The organism is Synechococcus sp. MU1648, from assembly GCF_023630615.1.
Lineage (GTDB): Bacteria > Cyanobacteriota > Cyanobacteriia > PCC-6307 > Cyanobiaceae > Parasynechococcus.
The window spans coordinates 1-22,504 of record NZ_JAKUHI010000010.1 but is presented as its reverse complement, the minus strand read 5'-3'; the positions used below and the strand labels follow the sequence as shown (position 1 = coordinate 22,504).

Annotated in this window: 26 protein-coding genes and 1 pseudogene; 13 read left to right on the top strand and 14 right to left on the bottom strand. The window is 59.8% G+C overall.

The window, feature by feature from the left end; all coding sequences use genetic code 11:
* Positions 1-3: 3 nt before the first annotated feature.
* The 3 genes from cysS (at position 4) to NCN06_RS10295 (ending at position 2,190) form a co-directional block, all read left to right on the top strand.
* Positions 4-1,485 (top strand): cysteine--tRNA ligase, encoded by a 1,482-nt coding sequence (gene cysS, locus NCN06_RS10305; protein WP_250398903.1) that lies wholly within the window; start codon positions 4-6, stop codon positions 1,483-1,485.
* Positions 1,486-1,549: 64 nt separating this feature from the next.
* Entirely contained in the window at positions 1,550-1,750 is a 201-nt protein-coding gene (locus NCN06_RS10300; protein ID WP_226398875.1) for a hypothetical protein, read from the top strand.
* A complete protein-coding gene (locus NCN06_RS10295; RefSeq protein ID WP_226398876.1) occupies positions 1,747-2,190 on the top strand; it encodes a DUF2721 domain-containing protein in 444 nt (147 codons plus the stop codon). The genes NCN06_RS10300 and NCN06_RS10295 overlap by 4 nt, the downstream gene beginning before the upstream one ends.
* Here NCN06_RS10295 and NCN06_RS10290 read toward each other — a convergent pair.
* Positions 2,183-3,502: a sodium-dependent transporter gene (locus NCN06_RS10290; protein WP_226398877.1), complete on the bottom strand. Its 1,320-nt coding sequence runs from the start codon at positions 3,500-3,502 to the stop codon at positions 2,183-2,185. The genes NCN06_RS10295 and NCN06_RS10290 overlap by 8 nt on opposite strands.
* Before the next feature lie 79 nt (positions 3,503-3,581).
* Between NCN06_RS10290 and NCN06_RS10285 the strand changes: the two genes are divergently transcribed.
* A complete protein-coding gene (locus NCN06_RS10285; protein ID WP_226422318.1) occupies positions 3,582-4,829 on the top strand; it encodes a 1-deoxy-D-xylulose-5-phosphate reductoisomerase in 1,248 nt (415 codons plus the stop codon).
* Positions 4,830-5,428: 599 nt separating this feature from the next.
* The gene (locus NCN06_RS10275; RefSeq protein WP_226398880.1) at positions 5,429-6,574 is read left to right on the top strand and encodes a fatty acid desaturase; all 1,146 of its coding nucleotides are present in this window, start codon (positions 5,429-5,431) and stop codon (positions 6,572-6,574) included.
* A gap of 265 nt (positions 6,575-6,839) precedes the next feature.
* Here NCN06_RS10275 and NCN06_RS10270 read toward each other — a convergent pair whose 3' ends face one another.
* Genes NCN06_RS10270 through NCN06_RS10255 form a run of 4 tightly spaced genes read right to left on the bottom strand, consistent with a single transcriptional unit; the run spans position 6,840 to position 10,727 of the window.
* Positions 6,840-7,874, bottom strand: a complete 1,035-nt coding sequence (locus NCN06_RS10270; protein WP_250398902.1) for an alpha/beta fold hydrolase — start codon at positions 7,872-7,874, stop codon at positions 6,840-6,842.
* Complete coding sequence (locus tag NCN06_RS10265) at positions 7,874-9,292, bottom strand: NAD(P)(+) transhydrogenase (Re/Si-specific) subunit beta (protein ID WP_226398882.1); 1,419 nt, start codon at positions 9,290-9,292, stop codon at positions 7,874-7,876. The genes NCN06_RS10270 and NCN06_RS10265 overlap by 1 nt, the downstream gene beginning before the upstream one ends.
* The gene (locus tag NCN06_RS10260) at positions 9,292-9,588 is read right to left on the bottom strand and encodes an NAD(P) transhydrogenase subunit alpha part 2 (protein WP_115025338.1); all 297 of its coding nucleotides are present in this window, start codon (positions 9,586-9,588) and stop codon (positions 9,292-9,294) included. Before NCN06_RS10260 ends, NCN06_RS10265 begins: the two co-directional genes overlap by 1 nt.
* Entirely contained in the window at positions 9,588-10,727 is a 1,140-nt protein-coding gene (locus NCN06_RS10255; RefSeq protein ID WP_226398883.1) for a Re/Si-specific NAD(P)(+) transhydrogenase subunit alpha, read from the bottom strand. The genes NCN06_RS10260 and NCN06_RS10255 overlap by 1 nt, the downstream gene beginning before the upstream one ends.
* 128 nt (positions 10,728-10,855) lie before the next feature.
* On the opposite strand from NCN06_RS10255, the gene NCN06_RS10250 reads away from it, so the two are divergent.
* The gene (locus NCN06_RS10250) at positions 10,856-11,434 is read left to right on the top strand and encodes an EF-1 guanine nucleotide exchange domain-containing protein (protein WP_115025339.1); all 579 of its coding nucleotides are present in this window, start codon (positions 10,856-10,858) and stop codon (positions 11,432-11,434) included.
* Between the two features lie 33 nt (positions 11,435-11,467).
* Here NCN06_RS10250 and NCN06_RS10245 read toward each other — a convergent pair whose 3' ends face one another.
* Entirely contained in the window at positions 11,468-11,701 is a 234-nt protein-coding gene (locus NCN06_RS10245) for a hypothetical protein (protein ID WP_166016973.1), read from the bottom strand.
* Positions 11,702-11,738: 37 nt separating this feature from the next.
* Between NCN06_RS10245 and NCN06_RS10240 the strand changes: the two genes are divergently transcribed.
* The 3 genes from NCN06_RS10240 (at position 11,739) to trxB (ending at position 15,035) form a co-directional block, all read left to right on the top strand.
* Entirely contained in the window at positions 11,739-13,199 is a 1,461-nt protein-coding gene (locus NCN06_RS10240) for a DEAD/DEAH box helicase (RefSeq protein WP_502988837.1), read from the top strand.
* A gap of 97 nt (positions 13,200-13,296) precedes the next feature.
* Entirely contained in the window at positions 13,297-13,545 is a 249-nt protein-coding gene (locus NCN06_RS10235) for a DUF8673 family protein (RefSeq protein WP_115095344.1), read from the top strand.
* Positions 13,546-13,652: 107 nt separating this feature from the next.
* On the top strand, positions 13,653-15,035 hold the full coding sequence (trxB, locus tag NCN06_RS10230) for a thioredoxin-disulfide reductase (protein WP_250398901.1): 1,383 nt from the start codon (positions 13,653-13,655) through the stop codon (positions 15,033-15,035).
* 12 nt (positions 15,036-15,047) lie between these two features.
* On the opposite strand, the gene infA is transcribed toward trxB, so the two are convergent.
* Complete coding sequence (infA, locus tag NCN06_RS10225) at positions 15,048-15,317, bottom strand: translation initiation factor IF-1 (protein WP_006041809.1); 270 nt, start codon at positions 15,315-15,317, stop codon at positions 15,048-15,050.
* 201 nt (positions 15,318-15,518) lie between these two features.
* On the opposite strand from infA, the gene NCN06_RS10220 reads away from it, so the two are divergent.
* Positions 15,519-16,169, top strand: a complete 651-nt coding sequence (locus NCN06_RS10220) for a pseudouridine synthase (RefSeq protein WP_226398886.1) — start codon at positions 15,519-15,521, stop codon at positions 16,167-16,169.
* Here the strand turns inward: NCN06_RS10220 and NCN06_RS10215 are convergent.
* The 5 genes from NCN06_RS10215 to NCN06_RS10195 are packed head-to-tail and all read right to left on the bottom strand — an operon-like array spanning position 16,114 to position 19,531.
* On the bottom strand, positions 16,114-16,929 hold the full coding sequence (locus NCN06_RS10215) for a methyltransferase domain-containing protein (protein WP_226398887.1): 816 nt from the start codon (positions 16,927-16,929) through the stop codon (positions 16,114-16,116). The two genes, NCN06_RS10220 and NCN06_RS10215, sit on opposite strands and share 56 nt — an antisense overlap.
* A complete protein-coding gene (locus NCN06_RS10210) occupies positions 16,929-17,144 on the bottom strand; it encodes a DUF8669 family protein (protein ID WP_006851288.1) in 216 nt (71 codons plus the stop codon). The genes NCN06_RS10215 and NCN06_RS10210 overlap by 1 nt, the downstream gene beginning before the upstream one ends.
* A 53-nt stretch (positions 17,145-17,197) precedes the next feature.
* Positions 17,198-18,160: an NAD(P)H-binding protein gene (locus NCN06_RS10205; RefSeq protein ID WP_226398888.1), complete on the bottom strand. Its 963-nt coding sequence runs from the start codon at positions 18,158-18,160 to the stop codon at positions 17,198-17,200.
* Positions 18,161-18,216: 56 nt separating this feature from the next.
* Entirely contained in the window at positions 18,217-18,318 is a 102-nt protein-coding gene (petM, locus tag NCN06_RS10200; RefSeq protein WP_038553686.1) for a cytochrome b6-f complex subunit PetM, read from the bottom strand.
* 28 nt (positions 18,319-18,346) lie between these two features.
* Positions 18,347-19,531 (bottom strand): N2,N2-dimethylguanosine tRNA methyltransferase, encoded by a 1,185-nt coding sequence (locus tag NCN06_RS10195; protein ID WP_226398889.1) that lies wholly within the window; start codon positions 19,529-19,531, stop codon positions 18,347-18,349.
* Here NCN06_RS10195 and NCN06_RS10190 point away from each other — a divergent pair.
* Complete coding sequence (locus NCN06_RS10190; RefSeq protein WP_226398890.1) at positions 19,515-20,480, top strand: alpha/beta fold hydrolase; 966 nt, start codon at positions 19,515-19,517, stop codon at positions 20,478-20,480. The genes NCN06_RS10195 and NCN06_RS10190 overlap by 17 nt on opposite strands.
* Positions 20,452-20,982, top strand: coding sequence for an acetolactate synthase small subunit (gene ilvN, locus NCN06_RS10185; protein ID WP_226398891.1), 531 nt, complete (start codon positions 20,452-20,454; stop codon positions 20,980-20,982). Before NCN06_RS10190 ends, ilvN begins: the two co-directional genes overlap by 29 nt.
* A gap of 2 nt (positions 20,983-20,984) precedes the next feature.
* On the opposite strand, the gene NCN06_RS10180 is transcribed toward ilvN, so the two are convergent.
* Together NCN06_RS10180 and NCN06_RS10175 are read right to left on the bottom strand one after the other, a co-directional pair.
* A complete protein-coding gene (locus tag NCN06_RS10180) occupies positions 20,985-21,656 on the bottom strand; it encodes a peptidylprolyl isomerase (RefSeq protein WP_115025350.1) in 672 nt (223 codons plus the stop codon).
* A gap of 4 nt (positions 21,657-21,660) precedes the next feature.
* Positions 21,661-22,197, bottom strand: coding sequence for a photosystem I assembly protein Ycf4 (locus NCN06_RS10175; RefSeq protein ID WP_115025401.1), 537 nt, complete (start codon positions 22,195-22,197; stop codon positions 21,661-21,663).
* Between the two features lie 188 nt (positions 22,198-22,385).
* Here NCN06_RS10175 and NCN06_RS10170 point away from each other — a divergent pair.
* Positions 22,386-22,504, top strand: a pseudogene (locus NCN06_RS10170) (photosystem II D2 protein (photosystem q(a) protein)); the annotation flags it as partial.

The following is a 22,504-nucleotide window of genomic DNA, read 5'->3' as shown; positions in this document are numbered from 1 at the left end:
GCTGTGTCCTTGCGGCTCACCAACACCCTCACCCGCCGCACCGAGCCGTTCACACCGCTGACACCGGGCAAAGCGAGCATCTACTGCTGCGGCGTGACGGTCTATGACCTCTGCCACCTGGGCCATGCCCGCAGCTACATCAACTGGGATGTGCTGCGGCGGTATCTGATCTGGCGGGGCATCGAGGTGACCTTCGTTCAGAACTTCACCGACATCGACGACAAGATCCTCAAACGCGCCGATGAGGAGAACTCCACGATGACGGCCGTCAGCGAGCGGAACATCGAGTCCTTCCATCAGGACATGGATGCTCTTGGAATCCTGCGGCCTGACCGCATGCCCCGCGCCACTCAGTGCCTGGATGGGATCCGCAATCTCATCGGCGAACTGGAAGCCAAAGGTGCGGCCTACAGCGCTGAAGGGGATGTGTACTTCGCAGTGATGAAGCATGCCGGTTACGGCAAGCTCAGCGGCCGCGATTTGGGCGAACAACAGGACAATGCAGCTGGTCGCGTTGCCGATGCCGAAGAGGCCCGCAAGAAACACCCCTTCGATTTCGCGCTATGGAAAGGGGCCAAACCCGGAGAACCCAGCTTCCCCTCCCCCTGGGGTGAGGGACGCCCTGGCTGGCACATCGAATGCTCAGCCATGGTGCGGGCGGAGCTCGGAGACACAATCGACATCCACCTCGGTGGCGCCGACCTGGTGTTCCCGCACCACGAGAACGAGATAGCCCAATCCGAAGCAGCTACAGGCCAAGACCTGGCCCGGATCTGGATGCACAACGGCATGGTCAATGTCGGCGGGCAGAAGATGAGCAAATCCCTCGGCAACTTCACCACCATCCGCGCGCTGCTGGAGAGCGGGGTCTCGGCGATGACCCTGCGCCTGTTTGTACTTCAAGCGCACTACCGCAAGCCGCTTGATTTCACCGCGGATGCCTTGGATGCCGCGGCCACCGGCTGGAAGGGGCTCAACGCGGCACTGGGTCTTAGCGATCGCCATGGCGACAGCCTCGGCTGGAGCTCCGCCGCACCCTTGCAGGAGGGAGCCGTGAATGCCGATGGCGGTCCCACCGACACCGTTCTGATTGAGCTTGAGCAACGCTTCATCAGCGCCATGGATGATGACCTCAACAGCTCGGGGGGACTGGCTGTTCTGTTCGATCTGGCCAAGCCCCTCCGGGCCCTTGCCAACCGGCTGGAACGGGGCGAGGACGCCGCACTGCCTGAGCCGGAGTTGAACGCCCTCCAGGGTCGCTGGCAGCTCCTACGCCAACTGGCGGCGGTGTTGGGACTGCGCACAGAAGCAGAGGCGGCCTCGAACCTCGATGACAGCGCGATTGATGCGGCCATCGCAGACAGAAAGGCTGCCAAAGCCGCGAAGAACTACGCAGAAGCCGACAGGATCCGGGATGAGCTCGCTGCCAAGGGTGTGGAGCTGATCGACAAACCCGGCGCTGTGACGGAGTGGATCCGCTCCTGATCCCGGCAGACTGAAAAGCACACCGTCCTCTCTCCCCATGCTCTGGCTGAAAAAGCTGAATTTCATGGAAACCGCCAAGCTGGAAATGGAGCTGATGAAAGCCCTGGATGCGGGCGAAGACCTCGACGCCAAGCTCGCAACTCAGCGGCAATTGGCTGAATCCAGTGGCGATGCGGAGCAAGCCTGGAAAGCGGAGGTATGGGACAAGATGCTGCTGAGGATTCGCAAAATGGAATCCATGCTCAATCCCCCTGGTGAGCCATGAGCGCGGCACCAGCGGAGACACTGCTGAAAGCCATTCAGCTCTCGGTTTCGCCGGTGTTTCTCCTAGCTGGTATCGGGGCGATGATGAATGTGCTGTCTGGACGGTTGAGCCGCAGCGTGGATCGAGCCAGAGAGCTGAAACGTCGCTGCCAGGAGCTGGACTGCGACGAGCAGGCTGAATTCAGGGTGATTCGTCAGCGCATGCGGTTAGTGGTGCGTGCCATTGGGCTTCTCACCCTGTCAACCCTGTTGATTTCAACGGTTGTTGCCGTGATTTTTCTGACGGTTGCCCTGCAGATCAACCTTTCGATGGTTGTGGCACCGCTGTTCGTGGCCGCCATGCTGATGCTCACCTCAGCAGCGATCTGCTTTCTGCGCGAGATCACGCTCGCCTCAAAGCAGTTGGAGGCCAGCTTCGGGCCCAGCGAATCCTTCAACTAGACATCAGGTCGATCACGCTTATCACCAGACCGAAGGCAATCACGGGCGGCGAAATCCAACGCAGCATCACCAGCAGAAAGCGCTTCAACCAGAGTGGGCTGCCTGAATGGGTGAGCTCCTCCTGAAAGCGCTCCGGAAGCACCCAGCCCAGCAACAACGCCAGCAGCAACCCACCAAGAATCAGCAATAACCCCCCAAACACGGAGTCCATCCAGCCCAGAACCTCCATGGAGGTGGCCGCCGGAAGCCCGGCCACAAAGATCAAGGCCGTTGACACCCAGACGGCCCGAGCTCGACTCCAACCCAGTCGATCGATCAGACATGCCACCGGCACCTCCAGTAGGGACACAGCTGAGGTGATCGCAGCAATGAGGGCCAAGGCGAAAAAGAGCACAGCCACCACCTGGCCTGTGGAGCCAAGCGACCCCAGGCCAGTGGGCAAAGCGATAAAGATCGTGCCCAGGGTCGAGCCGCTGATCACATCCTGAAGGCCAAAACTCATCACCACGGGGAAGGTGACCATTCCGGCCAGCAATCCCACAGCGGTGTCCATCCCAACCACCGCCACGGCTTCCCGCGGCAGGTGGGCACGCCTGCTCAGATAGGCCGAGTAGGCAAGGATGCAACCGATTCCCGTCCCAATCGAGAAGAAGGCCTGCGTGAAGGCATTACGAATCGTGGTGGGGTCACGCAACTGACTGTTATCCCAGCGCAGCAGGAAGGTCCGGTAGCCCTCCGAGGCGCCCTCAAGGCCAGCGGCCCAAACCGCAAGGCCGATCAGCAGAACGAACAGCAGTGGCAGGCCCCAGCGGGACAAACGCTCGATTCCTCCGCGCACGCCGGCAGCCACCACGCCGGCAGTCGCCACCAGACTCAGAAGCTGGCCGATCAAGGCGGAACGTCCGCCACTGAGACCCGCGAAAAATGCTTCAGCTGAGGCGATATCCGCAGGAAGTCCCTGCGTCAGGGTCTGTACAAGTGTCGCCCCGGTCCAGCCCATCAGCACTGCGTAGAAGGCAAGAATTCCACTGGCAGCCAGCACGAACAGCCAGCCCATGGGCTGCCAGCGACGACCAGCCGCCGTCACCGGCGCAAGAAGAGGGCTCTGGCCGGTGCTGCGACCCAGCACCATTTCTGCCACCAGCACCGGCAGGCAGACCAAGAGCACAATCACTACATACAGGAACAGAAAGGCGCCGCCACCCCCCTGAGATGCGCGGTAGGCAAAGCCCCAGAGGTTGCCCAGCCCAACGGCACTACCCGCAGCCGCCAAGACAAAGCCCAGTCCCGATCGCCACTGTTCCTTCGCCATGCGCTCTAAACAAGCTGTCCGCCAGCTTGCCAGCGATTAACAGTCCTGGTGGGAGACTTGTCGCAACTGCCGGATCAGCGTGAAAGCCATCAGCGTGCTGGGATCCACGGGCTCCATCGGCACCCAGACCCTTCAGATCGCTGAGGAATTCCCCGATCAGTTCCGGGTTGTGGCACTCACGGCCGGCCGCAACCTGAATCTTCTGGTTCAACAAATCCAGAGGCATCGCCCTGAAGTGGTGGCCCTGGCCGATGCCGATCTGCTGCCGGATCTGCAGGAGCGGCTTAAGGATGCGGGCGTTGCAGCCAGCCATACGCCGAAGCTGGTTGGGGGCGCTGACGGCCTCAATGTCGCTGCCGCATGGGACAGCGCTGACCTCGTGGTGACGGGCATTGTTGGTTGCGCCGGATTGTTACCGACCCTGGCGGCGGTGCGAGCAGGCAAAGACCTGGCCCTGGCCAACAAGGAGACGCTGATTGCTGCCGGACCCGTGGTGTTGCCGGAGTTGAAGAAGAGCGGCAGCAGGCTGCTGCCAGCTGATTCGGAACACTCGGCCATTTTCCAGTGCCTGCAGGGAACCCCCTGGGCTGAAAACGCACGGCTTTCTACAGGAGTGCCCACACCGGGGCTGCGCCGGATTCAGCTAACGGCATCCGGCGGCGCCTTCCGCGACTGGAAGGCAGCTGACCTGGAGAAGGCAACCGTGGCCGATGCCACCAGTCATCCCAACTGGAGCATGGGCCGCAAGATCACCGTGGATTCAGCCTCCCTGATGAACAAAGGCCTGGAGGTGATCGAAGCCCACTATTTGTTCGGCCTGGATTACGACCACATTGAGATCGTGATCCATCCCCAGAGCATCATCCATTCCATGATCGAGCTGGCGGATTCGTCAGTCCTGGCCCAGCTGGGTTGGCCCGACATGAAGCTGCCGATCCTCTACTGCCTGAGCTGGCCGTCTCGCCTGGAGACGCCATGGCGCCGGCTGGATCTCACCGAAATCGGCCAGCTCACCTTCCGCGCACCTGACCCCGCCAAGTACCCCTGCATGGAACTGGCCTATGCCGCCGGTCGCGCCGGTGGCACGATGCCTGCGGTGATGAATGCCGCCAACGAAGAAGCCGTGGCGCAGTTCCTTGAGGAGAGAATTCACTTCTTGGATATCCCAACGGTGATCGAGGCAGCCTGTGAGCGGCATAAAGCCGACTTGATGACCCAGCCGCAACTGGACGATGTGCTGCGGGTGGATCAGTGGGCCCGAACCGCGGTGCGTGAACAGGTGGATCGGGGTGTGACCCGCTTGCCCGTGGGAGCTCTCGCCGCTTAAGCATGCAACGGGTCAGTCACCACCTTCTGCTCTGCGCTACCGCCAACAAGGCCAAATGCTGCGATCCTGCCCTGGGTTCACAAACCTGGAATGAACTGAAAAGCGTTGTTCGTGAGCTGGACTTAGAAAACACGCAACGCCCTGAAGGGATTGTCCTAAGGAGCAAAGTTGATTGCCTCAGGGTGTGTGAGCGTGGACCCATTCTTGTTGTTTGGCCAGACGGAATTTGGTACGCAGAAGTGTCGCCCAGCAGGATAAAAAAAATTATTCAAAAACACATTATCGACCAACAACCCGTCGAAGAATGGATCCTAAAAAAAACACCATTAGGCCCTACACATTCTTCCTTCGCAGAGCAAATATCAACTTAGCACATATAATTCTATACGCTAACAAGTGTCACCATAGCTCCTGCCAGAAACAAGAAAGCGCAAGAAGAATTGATCAAATACTCCAGTTTTTGCCTGGCAACTGAGTGAGGGGACCTCCAGAGCAGTAACCAGCACCTATCACTCGACAGCACCCACAGCTGGCGAGACGAACAACTATGATGAAAACCTTAAGCGTTGATCACTTCTCGCTTGTCCTGAGGCTCTCGATTGGCATTTGCAGCAACGATCAGACCAACAAAAACGGCCTCTGAATGCACTCACAAATCAGCCGCCTATCCGACAAAAGCGGAGTTGCTGAAAACCTTGCCACCAGAGCTCTCCAAGTTGAGCCCTTTCAAGGCGTGGATGAGTTTGGTGATGTCAGTCGGACTTTCGTCCTTGGCAGTTGGCGTTGGAACGCTCATCCCACTTTCTGCCGCAGCCACACCTTTGTGGCTTCTCTATGGAGCTGTTACCGGCACCATTGCGATGGGCTGCTGGGTCATTGCCCATGAGTGCGGCCATCACGCCTTTCACCCCAATCGTCGGATCGAAGGGGGCGTGGGGTTTGCTCTCCATAGCATTCTCCTTGTGCCTTACTACAGCTGGGCCCATAGCCATGCCGTACATCACGCCCACTGCAATCACCTTGAGAAAGGAGAAACCCACGTACCGCCAAGGGCAACGTCACCATTAGGAAAAACCACAGAACAGCTGAAGCAAAACCTGCATCCAGTCATCTTCGGGATTATCTCTCTCTTCAACCATCTCGTTATCGGCTGGCAGCTCTATCTATTTTTTGGAGCAACTGGCGGGGAAGACTACGACTCACCTACATCTCATTTTTGGAATGGCAAGCGAATCACCAACGGAAAGCGCCGCTTGTTTCCTGAAACATTCAAAAAATGGATGATCCGTTCCAATCTTGGCTTGCTGGCCATGGTTTCTTTCTTGATTGCAGCGTCGATACAATATTCCCCACTTCGAGTGCTCTGTCTGTATGGATTGCCATACATGGTAATCAACATGTGGCTGACAACATACACCTGGCTACAACACACGAATAGCGATATTCCTCATTTTTCAAATGAAACATGGTCTTGGCCGAAGGGAGCCCTTCAGACGGTTGACCGCCCTTACGGACCCATCCTGAATCTTCTGCACCACGGGATCGGATCCACTCACGTTTGTCATCACGTCAACTCATCGATTCCCCACTACAACGCTTGGCACGGAACAAATCTGTTGAGGCAAAGATTTCCCGAGCTGGTGCGATACGACCCCACCCCAATCCATAAAGCTCTTTGGAGGATTGCGACAAGATGCGGTGGAGCTGTCTATCAAAACCCCTCTGACAAAGCGTTTTACTTCTAGGTGGGTTTACCTTAATTTAGAAATATTCTCGCAAACCCACAGAAAACCAGAAAATCTAGATCCATTTCATTTAATTCGAGGCTGGGTTCTGAAGCGGAAGCAAGAACACATATATTTTTAATTTCCACCCTTATCCTTATACATCAAAGCACTCAAAAGCAAGTAAGTTTTGCAGATATAACCGATATGTCGCTCAGGATTAATAGCATCTAAGCCGACATCTCCTTAGCGATTTCGACGCAGGACCAAGCCACAAAACAGATGGTCAAATACCTCGAGCAACCATGCCAAGCCAGGCTGCCGCCAACTGATCCCCCCAGCAGCCGCCATGCCCGTGAAATCCGTTGTGCCCCCCCTTTCGGGTGAACAATGTCCTCATACCAGCCTCGGGAGGCAAACCCTCAGCCAGATCCATGGCAGCTGAAGCGGGAACCCAGGGGTCGTCGAGTGCCTGCAGCAGCAGCGTGGGCGGCATCACATCACAGTGCGACAGCAGATGCTGAAGGGGTGAGGCCTCGCGGTAGTACGCCTCCACATCCGAGAATCCCCAACGTGGAGCTGTCACGGCGCTGTCGAAGGCACGGATTGAACGTGGTGGCGTCGTCAGCAGCGTGGACTCCTCCTGGCTGCTCACCCCAAAGGGATCTGCCAAGGTTTGTCGCACCAACCGCTTGAGCAGCCAGCGTTGATAGATCCGATTGCGCGGCCGTTCGATCGAGGCACTGCAGGCCGCCAGATCAAGCGGACTGCTTGCACAAAAAAGGCCATCGAGCACACCGGGCGATGCCAGACAGGCATTGAGAAGCATCGTGCCGCCCAAGGAGATGCCTGCCCCCAGCAGCGGGCGTCCCGCCGCCAACGCTCGTGCCCGCGCAATCACCGGCAGCAGATCACTGTTGCAGCGCGCTGCGTAGGTACCACCCGCCAGATGCCGGCCGGGATCAGCACCGCGCAGATTCAGCCGCAGCACTGCAAAACCTGCAGCCTGCAAAGCCACACCCATCCGCCTTAGGCCTTCACGAGAGCTGGATCCCCCCAGCCCGTGCAGAAGCAACACCAGGCCTCTGGCTTCCCCTTCAGGCTGATCAAGCAGCGCCAACAAGGCCCCAGCAGCGGCAGCTCCACTGGGCAAGGCAGGCACAGGGATTGGAATCGGAACCCCTTGATCGTGGGGAAGATCCACCTCGCGCAGGGTGTCTCGCAGGGTTTGCAGATCGCCACCAATCCAAGGCCAGCGCTGTTGAAACGAGGCAACCCCCAGCCGCTCACGCAGCTGGGGGTTATCCACGCCGCGGCCCATCACTTCTTGCCCAGACCCAGATCTTTGAGTTCCACCAAGAGGTCGCCAAGAACCTTTTTCGCATCCCCAAACAACATCGAGGTGTTAGCGAGCTCGAACAGATCGTTCTTGATGCCGGAGTAGCCGGCACTCATGCCCCGTTTCACCACGAACACCGTGCGTGCATCCTGCACATCCAGCACGGGCATGCCATATAGCGGCGAATTGGGATCACTCTTGGCCTGGGGATTGACCACGTCATTCGCCCCCAGCACGAGCACCACATCAGTAGCAGGGAACTCGGGATTGATCTGGTCCATCTCCTGGAGCTGCTCGTAAGGCACATCCGCCTCAGCCAGGAGCACGTTCATGTGGCCGGGCATGCGACCAGCCACAGGGTGGATGGCATAGGCCACATCAATGCCGGCGCTCTCCAGCACGCGGGTCACTTCCCGCAGCGTGTGCTGCGCCTGGGCCACAGCCAAGCCATAACCAGGAACTATCACCACCCGTTCAGCAGCCTCCAGGGTGAGGGCGCATTCCTCAACGCTGCAGCTGGTGATGTTGGTGTATTCGCCACCACCACCTGTGGCAGTGGTCGCACCAAGAGCTCCACCAAACAGAACAGACACCAGAGAACGGTTCATGCCGTTGCACATGACCTGGGTGAGGATCAGGCCGGCGGCGCCGACCATGGCACCCGCCACGATCAGCAACTGGCTTCCCACCACGAAACCGGCGGCGGCCGCAGCCACACCCGAATAGCTGTTCAGCAGCGAAATCACCACGGGCATATCAGCCCCGCCGATGGGCAGCGTCACTCCGATCCCCAGCAGGCCGGAGGCCGCCATCAGAAGCCAGAGGCCCGTACCTGAATCAGCGTTGCGCAGCATCTCAATGGCACCCACGAGGGATGCCACCGCCAGCGCGATGTTGACGACATGACGGCCCTTGCTTTGCATCCAAGCAGGCGTGGAAAGCCAGCCCTGCAGCTTGGCCATGGCCACGATGGAGCCTGTGAAGGTGATCGCACCCACGAAGACAGACACAACGATGGACACCACGGCCACAGGGCCCGCCGCATCAAGGGCCACCGGATAGAGCGCAGCAGCCAATGCCACCAGCAACGAGGACATGCCTCCGCAGCCGTTGAAGAGGGCGACCGTCTCTGGCATCGAGGTCATCGGCACCCGCTGGGCGGTGATGGCTCCGAGCACACCACCCACCAGAGTGCCGGCAATGATCCAGACCCAGGCCGCGCTGCTGATGCCGGTGGTGCCGAGATAGTTGATCAGCAGACCAAGCACCGCTAGGCCCATGGCCACAGCCGCCAGCTGATTGGCACCCCGGGCTGAACGCACCTTAGAGAGCCCCTTGATGCCGAGGGCCAGCAAAAGAACCGCAACCAGCTCAATCGCGTATTTCAGAAGGTCAGACATCAGCGGTTCTCCTTGCGAGCAGGCTTGCGGCTGAACATGGCCAGCATGCGGTCGGTCACGAGGAAGCCCCCGATCACGTTGAACAGGGCAAAGCCCAGCGAGACGGAGCCGAGCAGCAACACCACGGTGTTATCGCCCGCCTTGATGATCGCGGTGAGCGCTGCCAGAACGGTGATGCCCGAGATGGCATTAGCACCACTCATCAACGGAGTGTGAAGGGTGGGGGGGACCTTGCCGATCAGCTCCAGCCCAAGCAGGCTGCCAAGCAGGAGAACCCAAAGGAATTCAACAAACATCAGTTGGCACCTGGGGTAAGGACGTCGCCACGACGGATGGTGCCGTCCTGGGCGATCAAACAGCCGGCGATCAGTTCATCCTCGGGATCGAGGTTGAGGACACCGTCCTTCATGGTGGGCTCCAACAGAGCCACGAGATTCCGGGCGTAGAGCGCACTGGCGTGATTGGGAACGCTGCAGGGCAGATCATTGCCGCCAATCAGCTTCACACCCTTACGGTCCACGGTCTGACCAGGCACGGTGTCGGCGCAGTTACCGCCCTGGGCCACCGCCAGGTCAACCACCACAGCGCCTGGACGCATCCGATCGAGCATGTCTTCACTGATCAGGCGCGGAGCACGGCGACCGGGCACCTGGGCGGTACAGATGGCCACATCGGCCTCAGCCAGTTGATCAGACAGCTGCTGTCGCTGAGCAGCCAGGAATGCATCGGAGGCCTGTTTGGCATAACCGCCGGATTCAGACGGCTTGTCTTCCAACTCAGGTGGCTCAATGAAACGGGCGCCGAGCGATTCAACCTGCTCTTTGACCGCCGGCCTGATGTCACTGACGTAAACGACTGCACCGAGGCGGCGGGCTGTGGCGACCGCTTGAAGGCCCGCCACACCAGCTCCAAGAATCACAACCTTTGCAGGTTGAACGGTGCCCGCTGCCGTCATCAGCATCGGGAAGTAACGATCCAGAGCAGCGGAAGCCAGCAACACCGACTTGTAGCCAGCGATGTTGGCCTGGGAGGACAAAGCATCCGCAGACTGAGCCCGGCTGATCCGCGGCAGCAGTTCGAGCGCCATGGCAGAGAGACCGCCGCGCTGAAGGCCTGCCGTTAGGTCTTCGTTGGCGTAGGGGGAGAGCAGACCAACCACCAACGCTCCCTGGCGAAGGCGGGCTAGGCCGGCTTCGCTCGGCGATTGAACACAGAGCAGAACATCCGCCTGACTCCAGGCCGATGCATCTCCGGCATGGATCAAATCCGCACCCTGCTGGGCATAAGCCTCATCGAGGTAGCCGGAGGCTGTACCGGCTCCGCGTTCGACTGCCACATTGCAGCCCAACGAAATGAATTTTTTGACCGTGTCGGGCGTTGCCGCAACCCGGGTTTCTTCCGGTGTCGACTCCACCGGTATCAGAAGTCTGGGCAAGGGGAACACAACCACCGACCCAAGTGAGGTTACTTACGGGGTCACCCTCTCGCCATCAGGAAGCTTCCTGAAGAAAGCCCCCCTCTTCTGTTGCTCTTGCTACGTGAAGTGCATCCTCTGTGCTCCTCATGGGTCTCAGCGCAATCGAGTGTCCCGACGGCCTCTGTCACAGCCACCACGGCGGCCACGCCGTTGAACGGGAAACCATGCAGTCCACCCTCCAGTTGCACGGCAAGGACTGGTGTGAACGGCTGGCGGAGCGGATCTATGAAATCTCCGTCGACACCTTCTCCCAAAGCGTGATGCCCAGCCTGCACACGGCCGGCTGGCAGCGGCGGCACCTCGACTGGGAATTCAAGTTGAATGACGGCGAATGCGAGCCCGATCGAACCCTGGTTGACGGGATGATCAACGCCACGGAAAGCTTTCTGCGCAGCAGCGAAGTGCACCGCCTGTTCATCCAGGAACTCGTGCAGGGCACATTTGCAGAAGCGGAGAACGATGACCTGCGCATCCAGGCGGTCCGCACGCTTGTGGAAACCGAAATCGTGGCGATGCTTGAGGAACGCCGGGAAGAGCTGCTGGATCGGCTTGCTGAGCAGATGCTGAACTCAGCGAAGGGGGATTTCAAGGCCGCTCGCTCCGCCTCAGAAGAGGCCTTAATGGAAGTGGAACACTTGGTGGTTAACCACGCTGAAGCGCTCTGAAGCAAGGCTCTGGCGCCAAAACGTGCTGCCGAATCAAACGATCGGCAGCACTTCCTGTTCAAGTCCAAGGGCCCAGCTCAGCTCTCCGCGGCGATGCAGAACGCGCGCTCGAAGAATCAATGGGTCGATGTCGCAATCGAGTTCCCAACAGCCATCCAGTTGATCGCGATGCTGATCGAGAGGGCTGCTGAAGAAGGAGCGTTGGGCCATGGCGATGGGCGGGACCCGATCCCGATGGAGCTGATGGCCGGACGGTAGAGATGCCACGGCGCAAAAGAATGGTTAAAAAGACTCATCTTCCCGGGTGGGCGATATCTCAGCCGTCAGCTTCAACCTCCCGTCCAAGGTCAACACCGATCAGGACCCAGTACCTGTCCAACCAAGACAATGGCAGCAACAGCTGATCCAACTCCTGCGACGCAGGCTTGAGCTTCAGGGCAGCAGCCGCGACCTTCTTGTGTTTGCAGGCCCAGGAGCGGGGAAAACACTGGGTGCCCTGCTGGGATTCCGCGCGATGCGGGATCTAGGCCGGCTGAACCATTTCGTGGTCTTCTGCCACCGCACCTCAATCCTGAATCAATGGAAATCAGCCGCTGCTCGTCTCGGCTTGCGGCTGGAGGAGTGGCCCTGCACGCCGGAACAGAGCCTTAGAGCAGACGGTCTTTTGGTGACGTATCAGGGTGCGGGTCGTCAACGCGACGCGCTGCGAGCACGTCTTGAGGAATGGGGCACAAGCGCCTGCATGGCGATCGCCGATGAGGCACACCATCTCGGCGTCAATCCCGACGAACCGGACGCAACAGCCTGGGGGCAGACCTTTCTGGAGCTGACCAACACCGTCAGCCTGCGTCTGGGACTCACAGGAACCCCCTTTCGTGCCGACAACCTGGGGTTCTGCGCCGCCCGTCGAATCCGGGTTCAACTGGACGACGGTGGCTGGGTCGAGCAGATCCGTCCGGATCTCTGCGTGGAACCAAGGGACCTGATCGCGGCAGGGGATGTCCGCCCCCTGGAGTTCCGCTTTCAAGACGGCTGGGTAGAACACAGCCGCGAGGGACTACCCGATCGCGACGTTTCCCCCCTTTCGTCCGAACAGCGGGAAAGCTGGCGTGCTCGCAACCTGCGTCGCGCCATACGCCTAGCCGACAGCAGCAGCATTGGCCAGCAGGTGCTGCTGAGAGCGCAGCAGAAACTGAATCAACTTCAGGAGCGTCAGCCACAGTCAGCTGGCCTTGTCATCGCCCGCGACATCAATCACGCCGAGGCCATCAGCCGGGTGTTGATTGAAGACGGCAACCGGGTGGAGCTGATTCATTCCCAGAGCCCCCAAGCGACGGAACGCTTGAACGCCTTCCAAAGCGGGAGTGCCGATTGGCTTGTGAGCATTGACATGTGCGCGGAAGGCTTTGATGCACCACGCCTAAGGGTGGTTGCCTATCTGACCACCGTTGTGACCCGCAGCCGTTTTGTGCAGGGCATCACCCGGGCCGTGCGGATGACACCAGAGCTAGCCGCCTGCGAAGCCATCCCCCGAGAAGCCTCCTTCATCTTCGCTCCGGCAGACCCACTGCTCATGGACTACGCACGGTCATGGTCGGTGGCAGAGCCTTACGTTCTGCGCCCTCAGGGCCAGGACTCCCAGGATGACCTGCAGGGTGTTGGGCCATGGCGCGGCCCCAGCCTTCCCCTCGAAGCGGTTGAAGATGGAGCCGGTGCGGTGATCCGCCTGAAAACACCCGAATTGCCCACTTTTTTGCAGCGCTGAACACAGCTTTGGTCAGAGAAAAATGCGAACTTGTGCGAATGGATGGGCCGAATGGGACCCCCGATCCGTCAACCTGATCAACATCGAGGAGTCAGTTATGGATGCCGCAATGGAACGCCGGGTCATCGTTGCAAGCGGCTGGGCATCCACGCGCATCGCTGTCCTGGACAAGGAAGAGCGCTATGAAGACAGTTATGCCATCACCCAAGAATTCTGCGAGTGGATCACTTGCATAGGAGAAAACATAGAGATGCTTGAGGCCAATGTTTTGGCCGTTCCGCGCAATCCAAGCAAGCGTCGGCCGATTCACGACCCAACGTCCAACGATTCCCAGGTTGAAATCTAAAAACAACCTTAAATTCCCCCAAGCCTGATACATCTTTTTTCGGGTTACAACCCACCACTGGCTCAAGCAGGGCTTTAGATTTAACTCATAGTCAGTTCGCTTTAGCGGTGGTTCAAGGCGGTTCGGATCACATCGAAAATCTGGTTGTCGTCGGTTCAGGCCCAGCCGGTTACACGGCGGCCATCTATGCAGCACGCGCCAACCTGCAACCGCTGCTGATCACCGGCTTTCAACGCGGGGGTATCCCCGGCGGACAGTTGATGACCACGACTCATGTCGAGAATTTTCCCGGTTTTCCGGATGGTGTTCTCGGTCCTGACCTGATGGATCTGATGAAGTCCCAGGCTGTTCGTTGGGGCACCCACCTGCTGGAAGCCGATGCCGACAGCATTGATCTGACGTCGAAGCCCTATCGCATTGAAGTCGACGGTCAGACCATCCACACCCATGCCCTGGTGATCGCCACCGGAGCCAGTGCAAACCGTCTCAAACTTCCGTCAGAGAGTGCCTTTTGGAGCAAGGGCATCAGCGCCTGCGCGATCTGTGACGGGGCCACGCCGCAGTTCCGCAACGAGGAGCTTGCCGTGGTCGGCGGCGGAGATTCCGCCTGCGAGGAAGCGGTGTACCTCACCAAATACGGAAGCCACGTCCATTTGGTGGTGCGCTCGGACAAACTCCGTGCCAGCGCAGCCATGGCTGATCGGGTCTTGGCCAATGACGCCATCACCGTGCACTGGAACAGCGAGATCGTTGACATCAGCGGAGATGACTGGATGCAGTCGATGACCCTGCGGGATCGCAATGAAGGCAGTTCTCAGAGCCTTGCTGTCAAAGGGCTCTTCTATGCCATTGGCCACACCCCCAACACTGATCTGCTTCAGGGGCAACTTGATCTCGATGAGAAGGGTTATCTGAAAACGGAAGTGGGGCGTCCGGAAACGTCCTTGGAGGGCGTCTTCGCTGCCGGCGATGTGGCTGATGCTGAATGGCGTCAGGGCATCACCGCAGCCGGAAGTGGCTGCAAAGCAGCCTTGGCAGCAGAGCGCTGGCTAAGCCATCACAACCTGGCAACCCGGGTGCAACGCCAAGACGTGGAGCCAGCGGTGGCGGAACGTCCGGTCAACGTGGAGGTCACCACAGAAGCGACCTACGACCCTCAAGGTCTATGGCAGAAGGGAAGCTTTGCCCTGCGCAAGCTTTATCACGACAGCACGAAGCCTCTGCTTGTGATCTATACCTCACCAAGCTGCGGCCCTTGCCACGTGCTGAAGCCTCAGCTGCGACGGGTGATTGAAGAGCTGAATGGATCTGCCCAGGCTGTTGTCATCGACATCGAAGCTGATCAGCAGATCGCTGAACAGGCAGGGGTCAATGGCACACCCACAGTTCAGCTGTTCCACCAGAAAGCGATGGTGAAGCAATGGCGCGGCGTCAAGCAGCGCAGCGAATTCAAGGCTGCGATTGAATCCTGCCTTCAGGCTGCCGCCTGAGGGCAGCGGACATCAACGACGGCGAGGTCCACCGGGGCGGTTTCCACCGGGACGACCACCAGGAGCACCCGCATTGCGTTCCCGATAAGTGATGCGGCCACGGGTGAGGTCATAGGGGCTGATTTCCACCAGAACCTTGTCACCGGCGAGCAATTTGATTCGAAACTTGGTGAGCTTTCCAGCCGCTCTGCAAAGGCATTGGTGACCTGCAGGCTGCTCGAGGGTGACCAGATAGAACCCGTTGCCCTGTTCCTTCTCGATCACGCCCGAGGTTTCGATCATGCGTCGGTAGCCAATTCTGTCTTGCTGGTATCAGTTTAGAAGGCCACTTGCGCCCCGCCGAGAGAACAGAGCCCTTAGGCTCCAACGCCGACCCCTCTCCCCCTGCCGTGATTCTTCCCCCGTTGAGCATGGATCTCGGTCTGCTGCTGATCTCCGTCGGCGTGGTCAACCTGTGGAGGATGCGAGAGAACGCGAGCTGACTTGACGACGCTGCTGCTGAACAAACCCTTTGGGGTCTTGAGTCAATTCACGCCGGAGGAAGGGAGCCGTTGGGGGTGCTTGAGCGACTTTGTTGACGTGCCCCAGGTCTACGCCGCTGGGCGTCTTGACGCCGACAGCGAGGGGCTGCTGATCCTCACCAGCAACGGTCGCCTGCAACAGCGCCTCACCAACCCACGCTTTGGCCATTGGCGCAGCTACTGGGCGCAAGTCGAAGGCACGCCCACCATCGAACAGCTGCAACAGCTTCGGGATGGTGTTGTCATTCAAGGCCGTCGCACCCTGCCGGCCAAAGCACAGTGGCTTCAAGGGCACGACCAACCGCAACTCCCCGATAGAAGGCCTCCCATTCGTTACCGCGCCGCAATCCCCACCAGCTGGCTTCAGCTGTCACTTACCGAAGGACGCAACCGGCAAGTGCGACGCATGACTGCGGCCGTCGGACTACCGACATTGCGTTTGGTGCGCTGCTGCATTGACTTGATGGACAATGGACCACCGCTGGACCTGAAAGAACTTCAAGCCGGAGACTGGCGTGCAGTGACAGGTGCTGAACAGGAGCGGCTAAACAAGCTCATCAGCAGCAAGCCGATCTCTTCTGGCCCTCGTCGGGGAGGGAACCGACGAGGGTGACCGCGCGAAACGCAATGCCCTCCACCTCGCGCCAGGGCTTTTCGCTGCGCTCTGCATAGCGAACCTGCTCAAAGCCAAGGGCCTCGAAGGCTTCCAAAAAATCCTGCTCCTGCCAGGCGCCACTGATACAGCCACTCCAAAGATCAGGGTCCTGCTGCAAACGCAGGGGCACAACCTGATCGCAGACGATGTCGCTAATGGCAACCCGTCCGCCGGGAGCAAGAACCCGGCGAATGTTGGCCAGAAGCCTGTCGCGGGAGGATGGATTCACCAGATTGAGCACACAGTTGCTCAGCACAACATCCATCGAGGCATCGGCAATCAGGGGCTCTCCCCCGGCAGCAGGCGCATCAAGGGCTTCGATGGCTCCATCAACAAAACGGACGTTGTCGAACCCCACTGCTGACGCCACGACCGGGATCGCCGACCGCGACAGGACAAGCATGTCGTCGTTGCGATCCACACCGGTGACGCTGCCGGACTTTCCGACAATTTGGCTGCAGATGAAGGCGTTTTTACCGCTGCCGCTGCCAAGGTCGAGCACACGATCACCCTGCTTCACCCATCGGGTGGGATCACCGCAGCCGTAATCACGCTCGACAACAGCATCGGGGATCACTCGCAGCAGGGAAGGGTCGAAGCCAACCGGGGTGCACAAGCAGGCTTCCTGCTCGTGTGCAGCAGCTCCGTAACGGGCTTCAACAGCCTGTGTTTGATCCAGAGACTGGGGCTGAGAGGGAGGGCAACACGACTCAGCCATCAGCCGATGGCCTCCTGCAGCTCACGCACCACATTCCACTGGCCGTACCAGTAGTTGGCCTCGGCACGACGGTCCGGATCCGCCACACCATCAACCGCATCGGGCCCCACCGACTTCCACAACTCATGACCGCAAACACGGTTGAGGCCCTGTTCTGCTTCATCCGACAACAACTGCAGACGCCGCTGCAGATTTTTGAGCTGAGCGACAGCCATTAGAAAAGGATCAATTAAGGCGATAGTACAAAAGAACCAAGGGGCATCAAGGTTCAGAAGGGGAGCTTTTTCTTCGCGTCCTTGTCGAGATCCGCTTCCATCTCACGCAAACGCTTCAAGATCGTGTCGTAGTACTCACTGATGTAACTCTCCATCTCGGTGGTTTCGGATTCGTCGAGACCAAACGCTGCGTAGCTGGTTTGCATCGGAGCGTCGAGGGTCTGACCGCTACCGGTGACCTCTGCAAATGCAAGCCGCTCCGCCACGTTGACGGCAGGCTCAAAGAAGGAGGCCACACCCTGCATCAGGTTGATCAAGAAGGGCTGAACCCGAAACACCCTGGCCGTCTTGCCACTGCAGCGTTCGCACAGCTGCACCAGTTCACCGGTGTTCCAGGGCTTAGGCCCGACGACCGGGTACGTACTGCGAACGGTCTCCGGCCGCTCGAGAGCCGCAACAGCGAATCGAGCCATGTCCTGGGTGTTCATGTAGGCAATGGCCGTAGGGCTGCCACTGACCCAAACGGTTTGGCTCTCCAAAACAGGGATGGCGAACTGGCTGATCACCCCCTGCATGAACGCAGCACCCTGCAGGATCGTGTAATCCAGATCCGATGACTCCAGCAGCTTCTCCGTGCAGGCCTTGATGTCCATCAATGGAACATCGCGATGCTGATGGGCTCCCAGCAAGGAGAGAAAGACAAAACGCTTGACATCAGCCCTTTCGCAAGCACGAAGCAGATTGAGCTTTCCGTCCCAATCCGTCTCGTAGATGCTGCGTGGATCGTTGGGCCGGCTTGTGGACGCATCGATAACGGCATCGACGCCTTCAAGTGCGTAATCCAGGCTGTCTGGTTCGAGCAGGTCGCCACGGGTCAACTCACAACCCCATTCCTGAAGAAAAGCAGCCTTGCGGGGCGCCCGCACCATGCAACGCACCTGGTGGCCGGCATCGATGGCACGACGGGCGATCTGTCGTCCCAGGGTGCCCGTGCCACCCACCACAAGCACTTGCATCGGCGCCTTCCTCGCGAAGAGGGGAGCCTAATGGCCCCCGCTTCAAAGCGACTGCTTCAGTCGTCGCCCTGCAGTTTCAGCAGCAGAGCACCACCAGCGAGGCCGATGGGAATCAACACCCAGAAGATCGCAGCAGTTCCAAAAATCTCAGCAGCCATGGTCTGGGCAAAGCGATCGCACGCCCATTTAAATCCCTTCCCCCCGCAGGCTGGTGCAGATCTGTAACAGCTGCGGCAATTCCGCATCGGTTCGGACCTGTGCTGGCATGACTCCACTGGCACTTGCGCGGTAGCCCTCGGCATGGAGCGCCTGCACCAGTCGAGCGAGGGCTGGCGGCCCACCACCTCCCAATCGCGAGGCCAGCTCATCTGTAGGCCAGACCGTGGGGCAATCCCCCGGATCCGCCTGCAGGCGCCGTAACAAGCGCAGGGTGACAGGGCTGATCTGCTGAAGGCCAAGGTCTTGGGCATCGGCAATGAGCTGCTGCAAAAGAGGCTCTTCCTGCAGAGGACCAATCCACAAAGGGCCACTGATGCTCCACCTCCCCTGACCGTCCACGCAATGACAAGCAGGCCAGCCGCTGAGCTTCAGCAGAGGCTGCACCCGTTGAGCACCGCATCGTTCACAACGCGCCACCAGCCCAAGCTTCTTCTCATCGCCCGCTGGGATCTGACGCAGCAAGCGGAGGGCGAGGCGAAAGGTGCGCCCTTCACTAAAGCTGAACAGGGGCTGCACACCACGGCCCAGAAGCCAGGCCTGCCGGGCCACCAGGCCGATCTGCTGCCGCAGGGCCATTTCCCAGCTAGCGGGATGCACGCGGGCTGCGGCACCAAGGCTTCGAATCGCACCAACACGGTCATGACCGGTGGGGGAACGGCCATCCGTCGATGCCAGAAACAACAGGCCGTCGAAGCGCAAAGCCTGAAGGACCGGCTGAATCAAGCTCCCCGAAGCCCCAAAGGCATCGAGGTCGATGAAATCGAACCGCTGACGCTGAAGGATCGACCGATAAAGCAACAAATCTGCCGCCTCCGCGCTGAGCCGCGTTGAACACCCCAATGCCTGCACATTGGACTGGATCAGCGGCAGCCGATCCGGATCACCATCGTTGATCCAGAGCTCTGTCTCAGCGGGATCGCTGCCCAACGCCTCCAGGCCCCAGCGCAGCGCCCTGATCCCGCAACCGGCCATCAGATCAAGCCAACGGAGTGGTTGCGTTGCGCTTGCCTTCTGGTGGCGGGCCAGCAACACCGACAGATCGCGGGCCGGGCGTGACTCAGGCCTGAAAAACCCTGGGCCAAGGCTGAACTCAGCCAGACCTTCGCGATAGTGATGATCGGTTGAGGTCAGAAGGGTGCCGTCTGCTGCCATCCAGACTGCCGAGTGGGGCGTTCCAAGCACCTGGTGCTGGAGAGGCTGGCCCTGCCACTGGCGCGTCAGCGGCCCTGAAGCAGGACCCGCTCTGCTGCTGTTGCACGGCTTCGGCGCCGCCAGCGGACACTGGCGCCACTTTGCGCCGCGATTGGCTGAACATGGCTGGCGGGTCTACAGCCTGGATCTGCTGGGTTTCGGCCAATCCGCCCAGCCGGCGCGGCCAATGGACAACCGGCTCTGGGCGCAGCAGGTCTGCGCGTTCCTCGATCAAGTGGTTCAAGGACCAGCGGTGGTGATCGGCAACTCCTTGGGGGGCCTGACTGCGCTCACCGCAGCGGTGCTGCGGCCCGACAGGGTGCAGGCGGTAGTTGCAGCTCCGCTACCGGACCCCGCCCTGATCCAACCGCTACCGAAACGTCGCTCGCCCTGGCGACGGCGCTGGCAGCGGCGCCTGCTTTGGCTGGTTCTGCACCTTCTGCCTCTTGAGCTTGTGGTGCCCTTGATCGCGCGCACAGGTTTGCTCAAAGCCGGGCTACAGGGGGCCTACTGGAGTTCGATCCAATCCGATCAAGAACTGCTTCAGCTGGTTGCCCGTCCTGCCCGAAGGCCCACGGCCGCTCAGGCCCTGCGGGGCATGAGCCTGGGCATGTCGAAGCGCCCCAGAGGAGCCACTGCCCCCGCACTGCTCGAGCAGCTCCAATCCCCCATGCTTCTGATCTGGGGACGTCAGGATCGATTTGTGCCCCTGGCTATCGGGGAATCCCTGGCAGCCACGCATCCACAACTCGTACTGCGCGTGCTGGATCGCTGCGGTCACTGCCCCCATGACGAAGCGCCCGATCGCTTCCTTTCTGTGTTGTTGCCCTGGCTGGACCGTAACTTGGGAGGACCAGACCGGCAGGGGACGACCAGCGGCGATGAAACACACCCTCTCGGTGGTGGTTGAGGACGAATCCGGAGCACTCAGCCGGATCGCAGGACTCTTCGCCCGACGCGGTTTCAATATCGACAGCCTGGCAGTCGGTCCGGCGGAGGCGGAAGGGCAGTCTCGACTGACCATGGTTGTTGAAGGCGATGACCAGACGCTCCAGCAGATGACCAAACAGCTGGACAAACTGGTGAATGTGCTTCAGGTGTTGGACCTCACCCAGCGACCCGCTGTGGAACGGGAGTTGATGCTGCTGAAAGTCTCAGCACCGGCAGTATCCCGGAGCGCTGTTTTCGAACTCGTTCAGGTCTTCAGGGCCAAGGTCGTGGATGTGGCCGATGAAGCCATGACCTTGGAAGTGGTGGGAGATCCCGGGAAACTGGTAGCCCTGGAACGGTTAATGGCTCCCTTCGGAATTCTCGAAATTGCCCGCACCGGCAAGGTGGCGCTCGAGCGGGCTTCAGGGGTGAACACAGAAATGCTGAAGGTGTCCCCAAGCCAGAGCCGGGTCCCGGCCTGAGTTCACTCCTTTAGCGCTGCCTTGGTAATGCGATCTCCCTGCTGAATCGCATCCACCACATCCATGCCGTCCACGACACGGCCGAAGACGGCGTAACGACCATCCAGTTCCGGCAAGGGGCGCAAAGCCACATAAAACTGTGCACTAGCGGAATCCGGCGCCTGGGAACGGGCCATGGCCACGGCCCCCCGTTCATGGTTCAGCTCCAGACCATCCAGGTCAGCGGGATTGGTGCTGACCCTGCTGTATCGGGGCTGCGTCTCCGATCGAAACTTGATTTCGAGGGGGATCATCCGAGCTTGACCATTGGCGGGGTCAACAAAGCTGCCCGTTCCGAGCTGCCCCAAGGGAACGGATCGATCGCTGGATTGCGGATCCCCCCCTTGCACAACAAAGGGAACAGGCTCGCGCACAACACGATGAAACATCGTTCCGTCGTAGGTGCCGCGCCTCACCAGATCAACAAAATTTCCGGAGGTGAGCGGTGCAGCATCTCCGTTCACTTCAATCGTGAACTCGCCCTGGCTCGTCTGCATGGTGATGGTGGCCAGCCCCTGCAGGCAGGCCGCCTGAGCATCAGCGCAGCCCGTCACGACGGAGGCACGCGGAGAGGGACTGCAACTCACCAGCAGAGGGATGAGAAACAGCAGCGTCCACAAACGAAAACGACGCATCGGATCAGAGCCCCTCGAGATTGACGCCAAGGAAGCGGGCCAGCTCAGCACCGTCCTGCTCCAACTGCGCCAGAGGCAGCGGTTCGCCGACACGGGTAAGTGGCATGTCACGTCTTCCCTGAATTCTCAGGGCAACACGACGTCGAGCATTAAAGCCATCACGCACCTCGACTTTCACGGCCTTCACGTCCTTAAGAGGGATCTCCACCAGAACGGGCTTGCGGAAACCGCGACGGCTAATAGTCACCACACCGGCGTCCTTGTCGAACCGGTTACTGCCGCCGCCGACATTCACACCGATGACGTACCAGAGATAGGTGGCCAGCAACGCCGCAGCGAGGCTGTACAACCCCATGACCAGCCCCTGCGGCACGAACACCAAAGCAGCCGGATGGCCCAGAGGCAGGAGATCACGACCGAGATAACTCGACAGCGAAGCCAGAAGGAAGCCCACTCCGCCAATGGTGACGGCAGATGCCACCAGATAATTCGAGAGACGACGGGAGCCGAGCACGGTTTGCTCGAGCACTGCTGCGGACATGACCCAGCCAGAACGAAGCGCCATTGTGACCGCAGAAAGGCCCATGCGTCGAAATAGGAAAAAATCCCTAAGAAACAAAGCGATACGAGGGGTTTCAGCTCAGTAAATTCAGCCCCGCAGGACGCTTGAAGATTGTTAAGGTCGCGGCGTATCCCACAGCCTGCGGCTTTCCGCACCGTTCACCTCTCATGACGATCGCTGTAGGACGCGCGCCACAGCGGGGATGGTTCGACGTCCTCGATGACTGGCTCAAGCGCGACCGCTTCGTATTCATTGGCTGGTCTGGCATCCTTCTCCTTCCAACGGC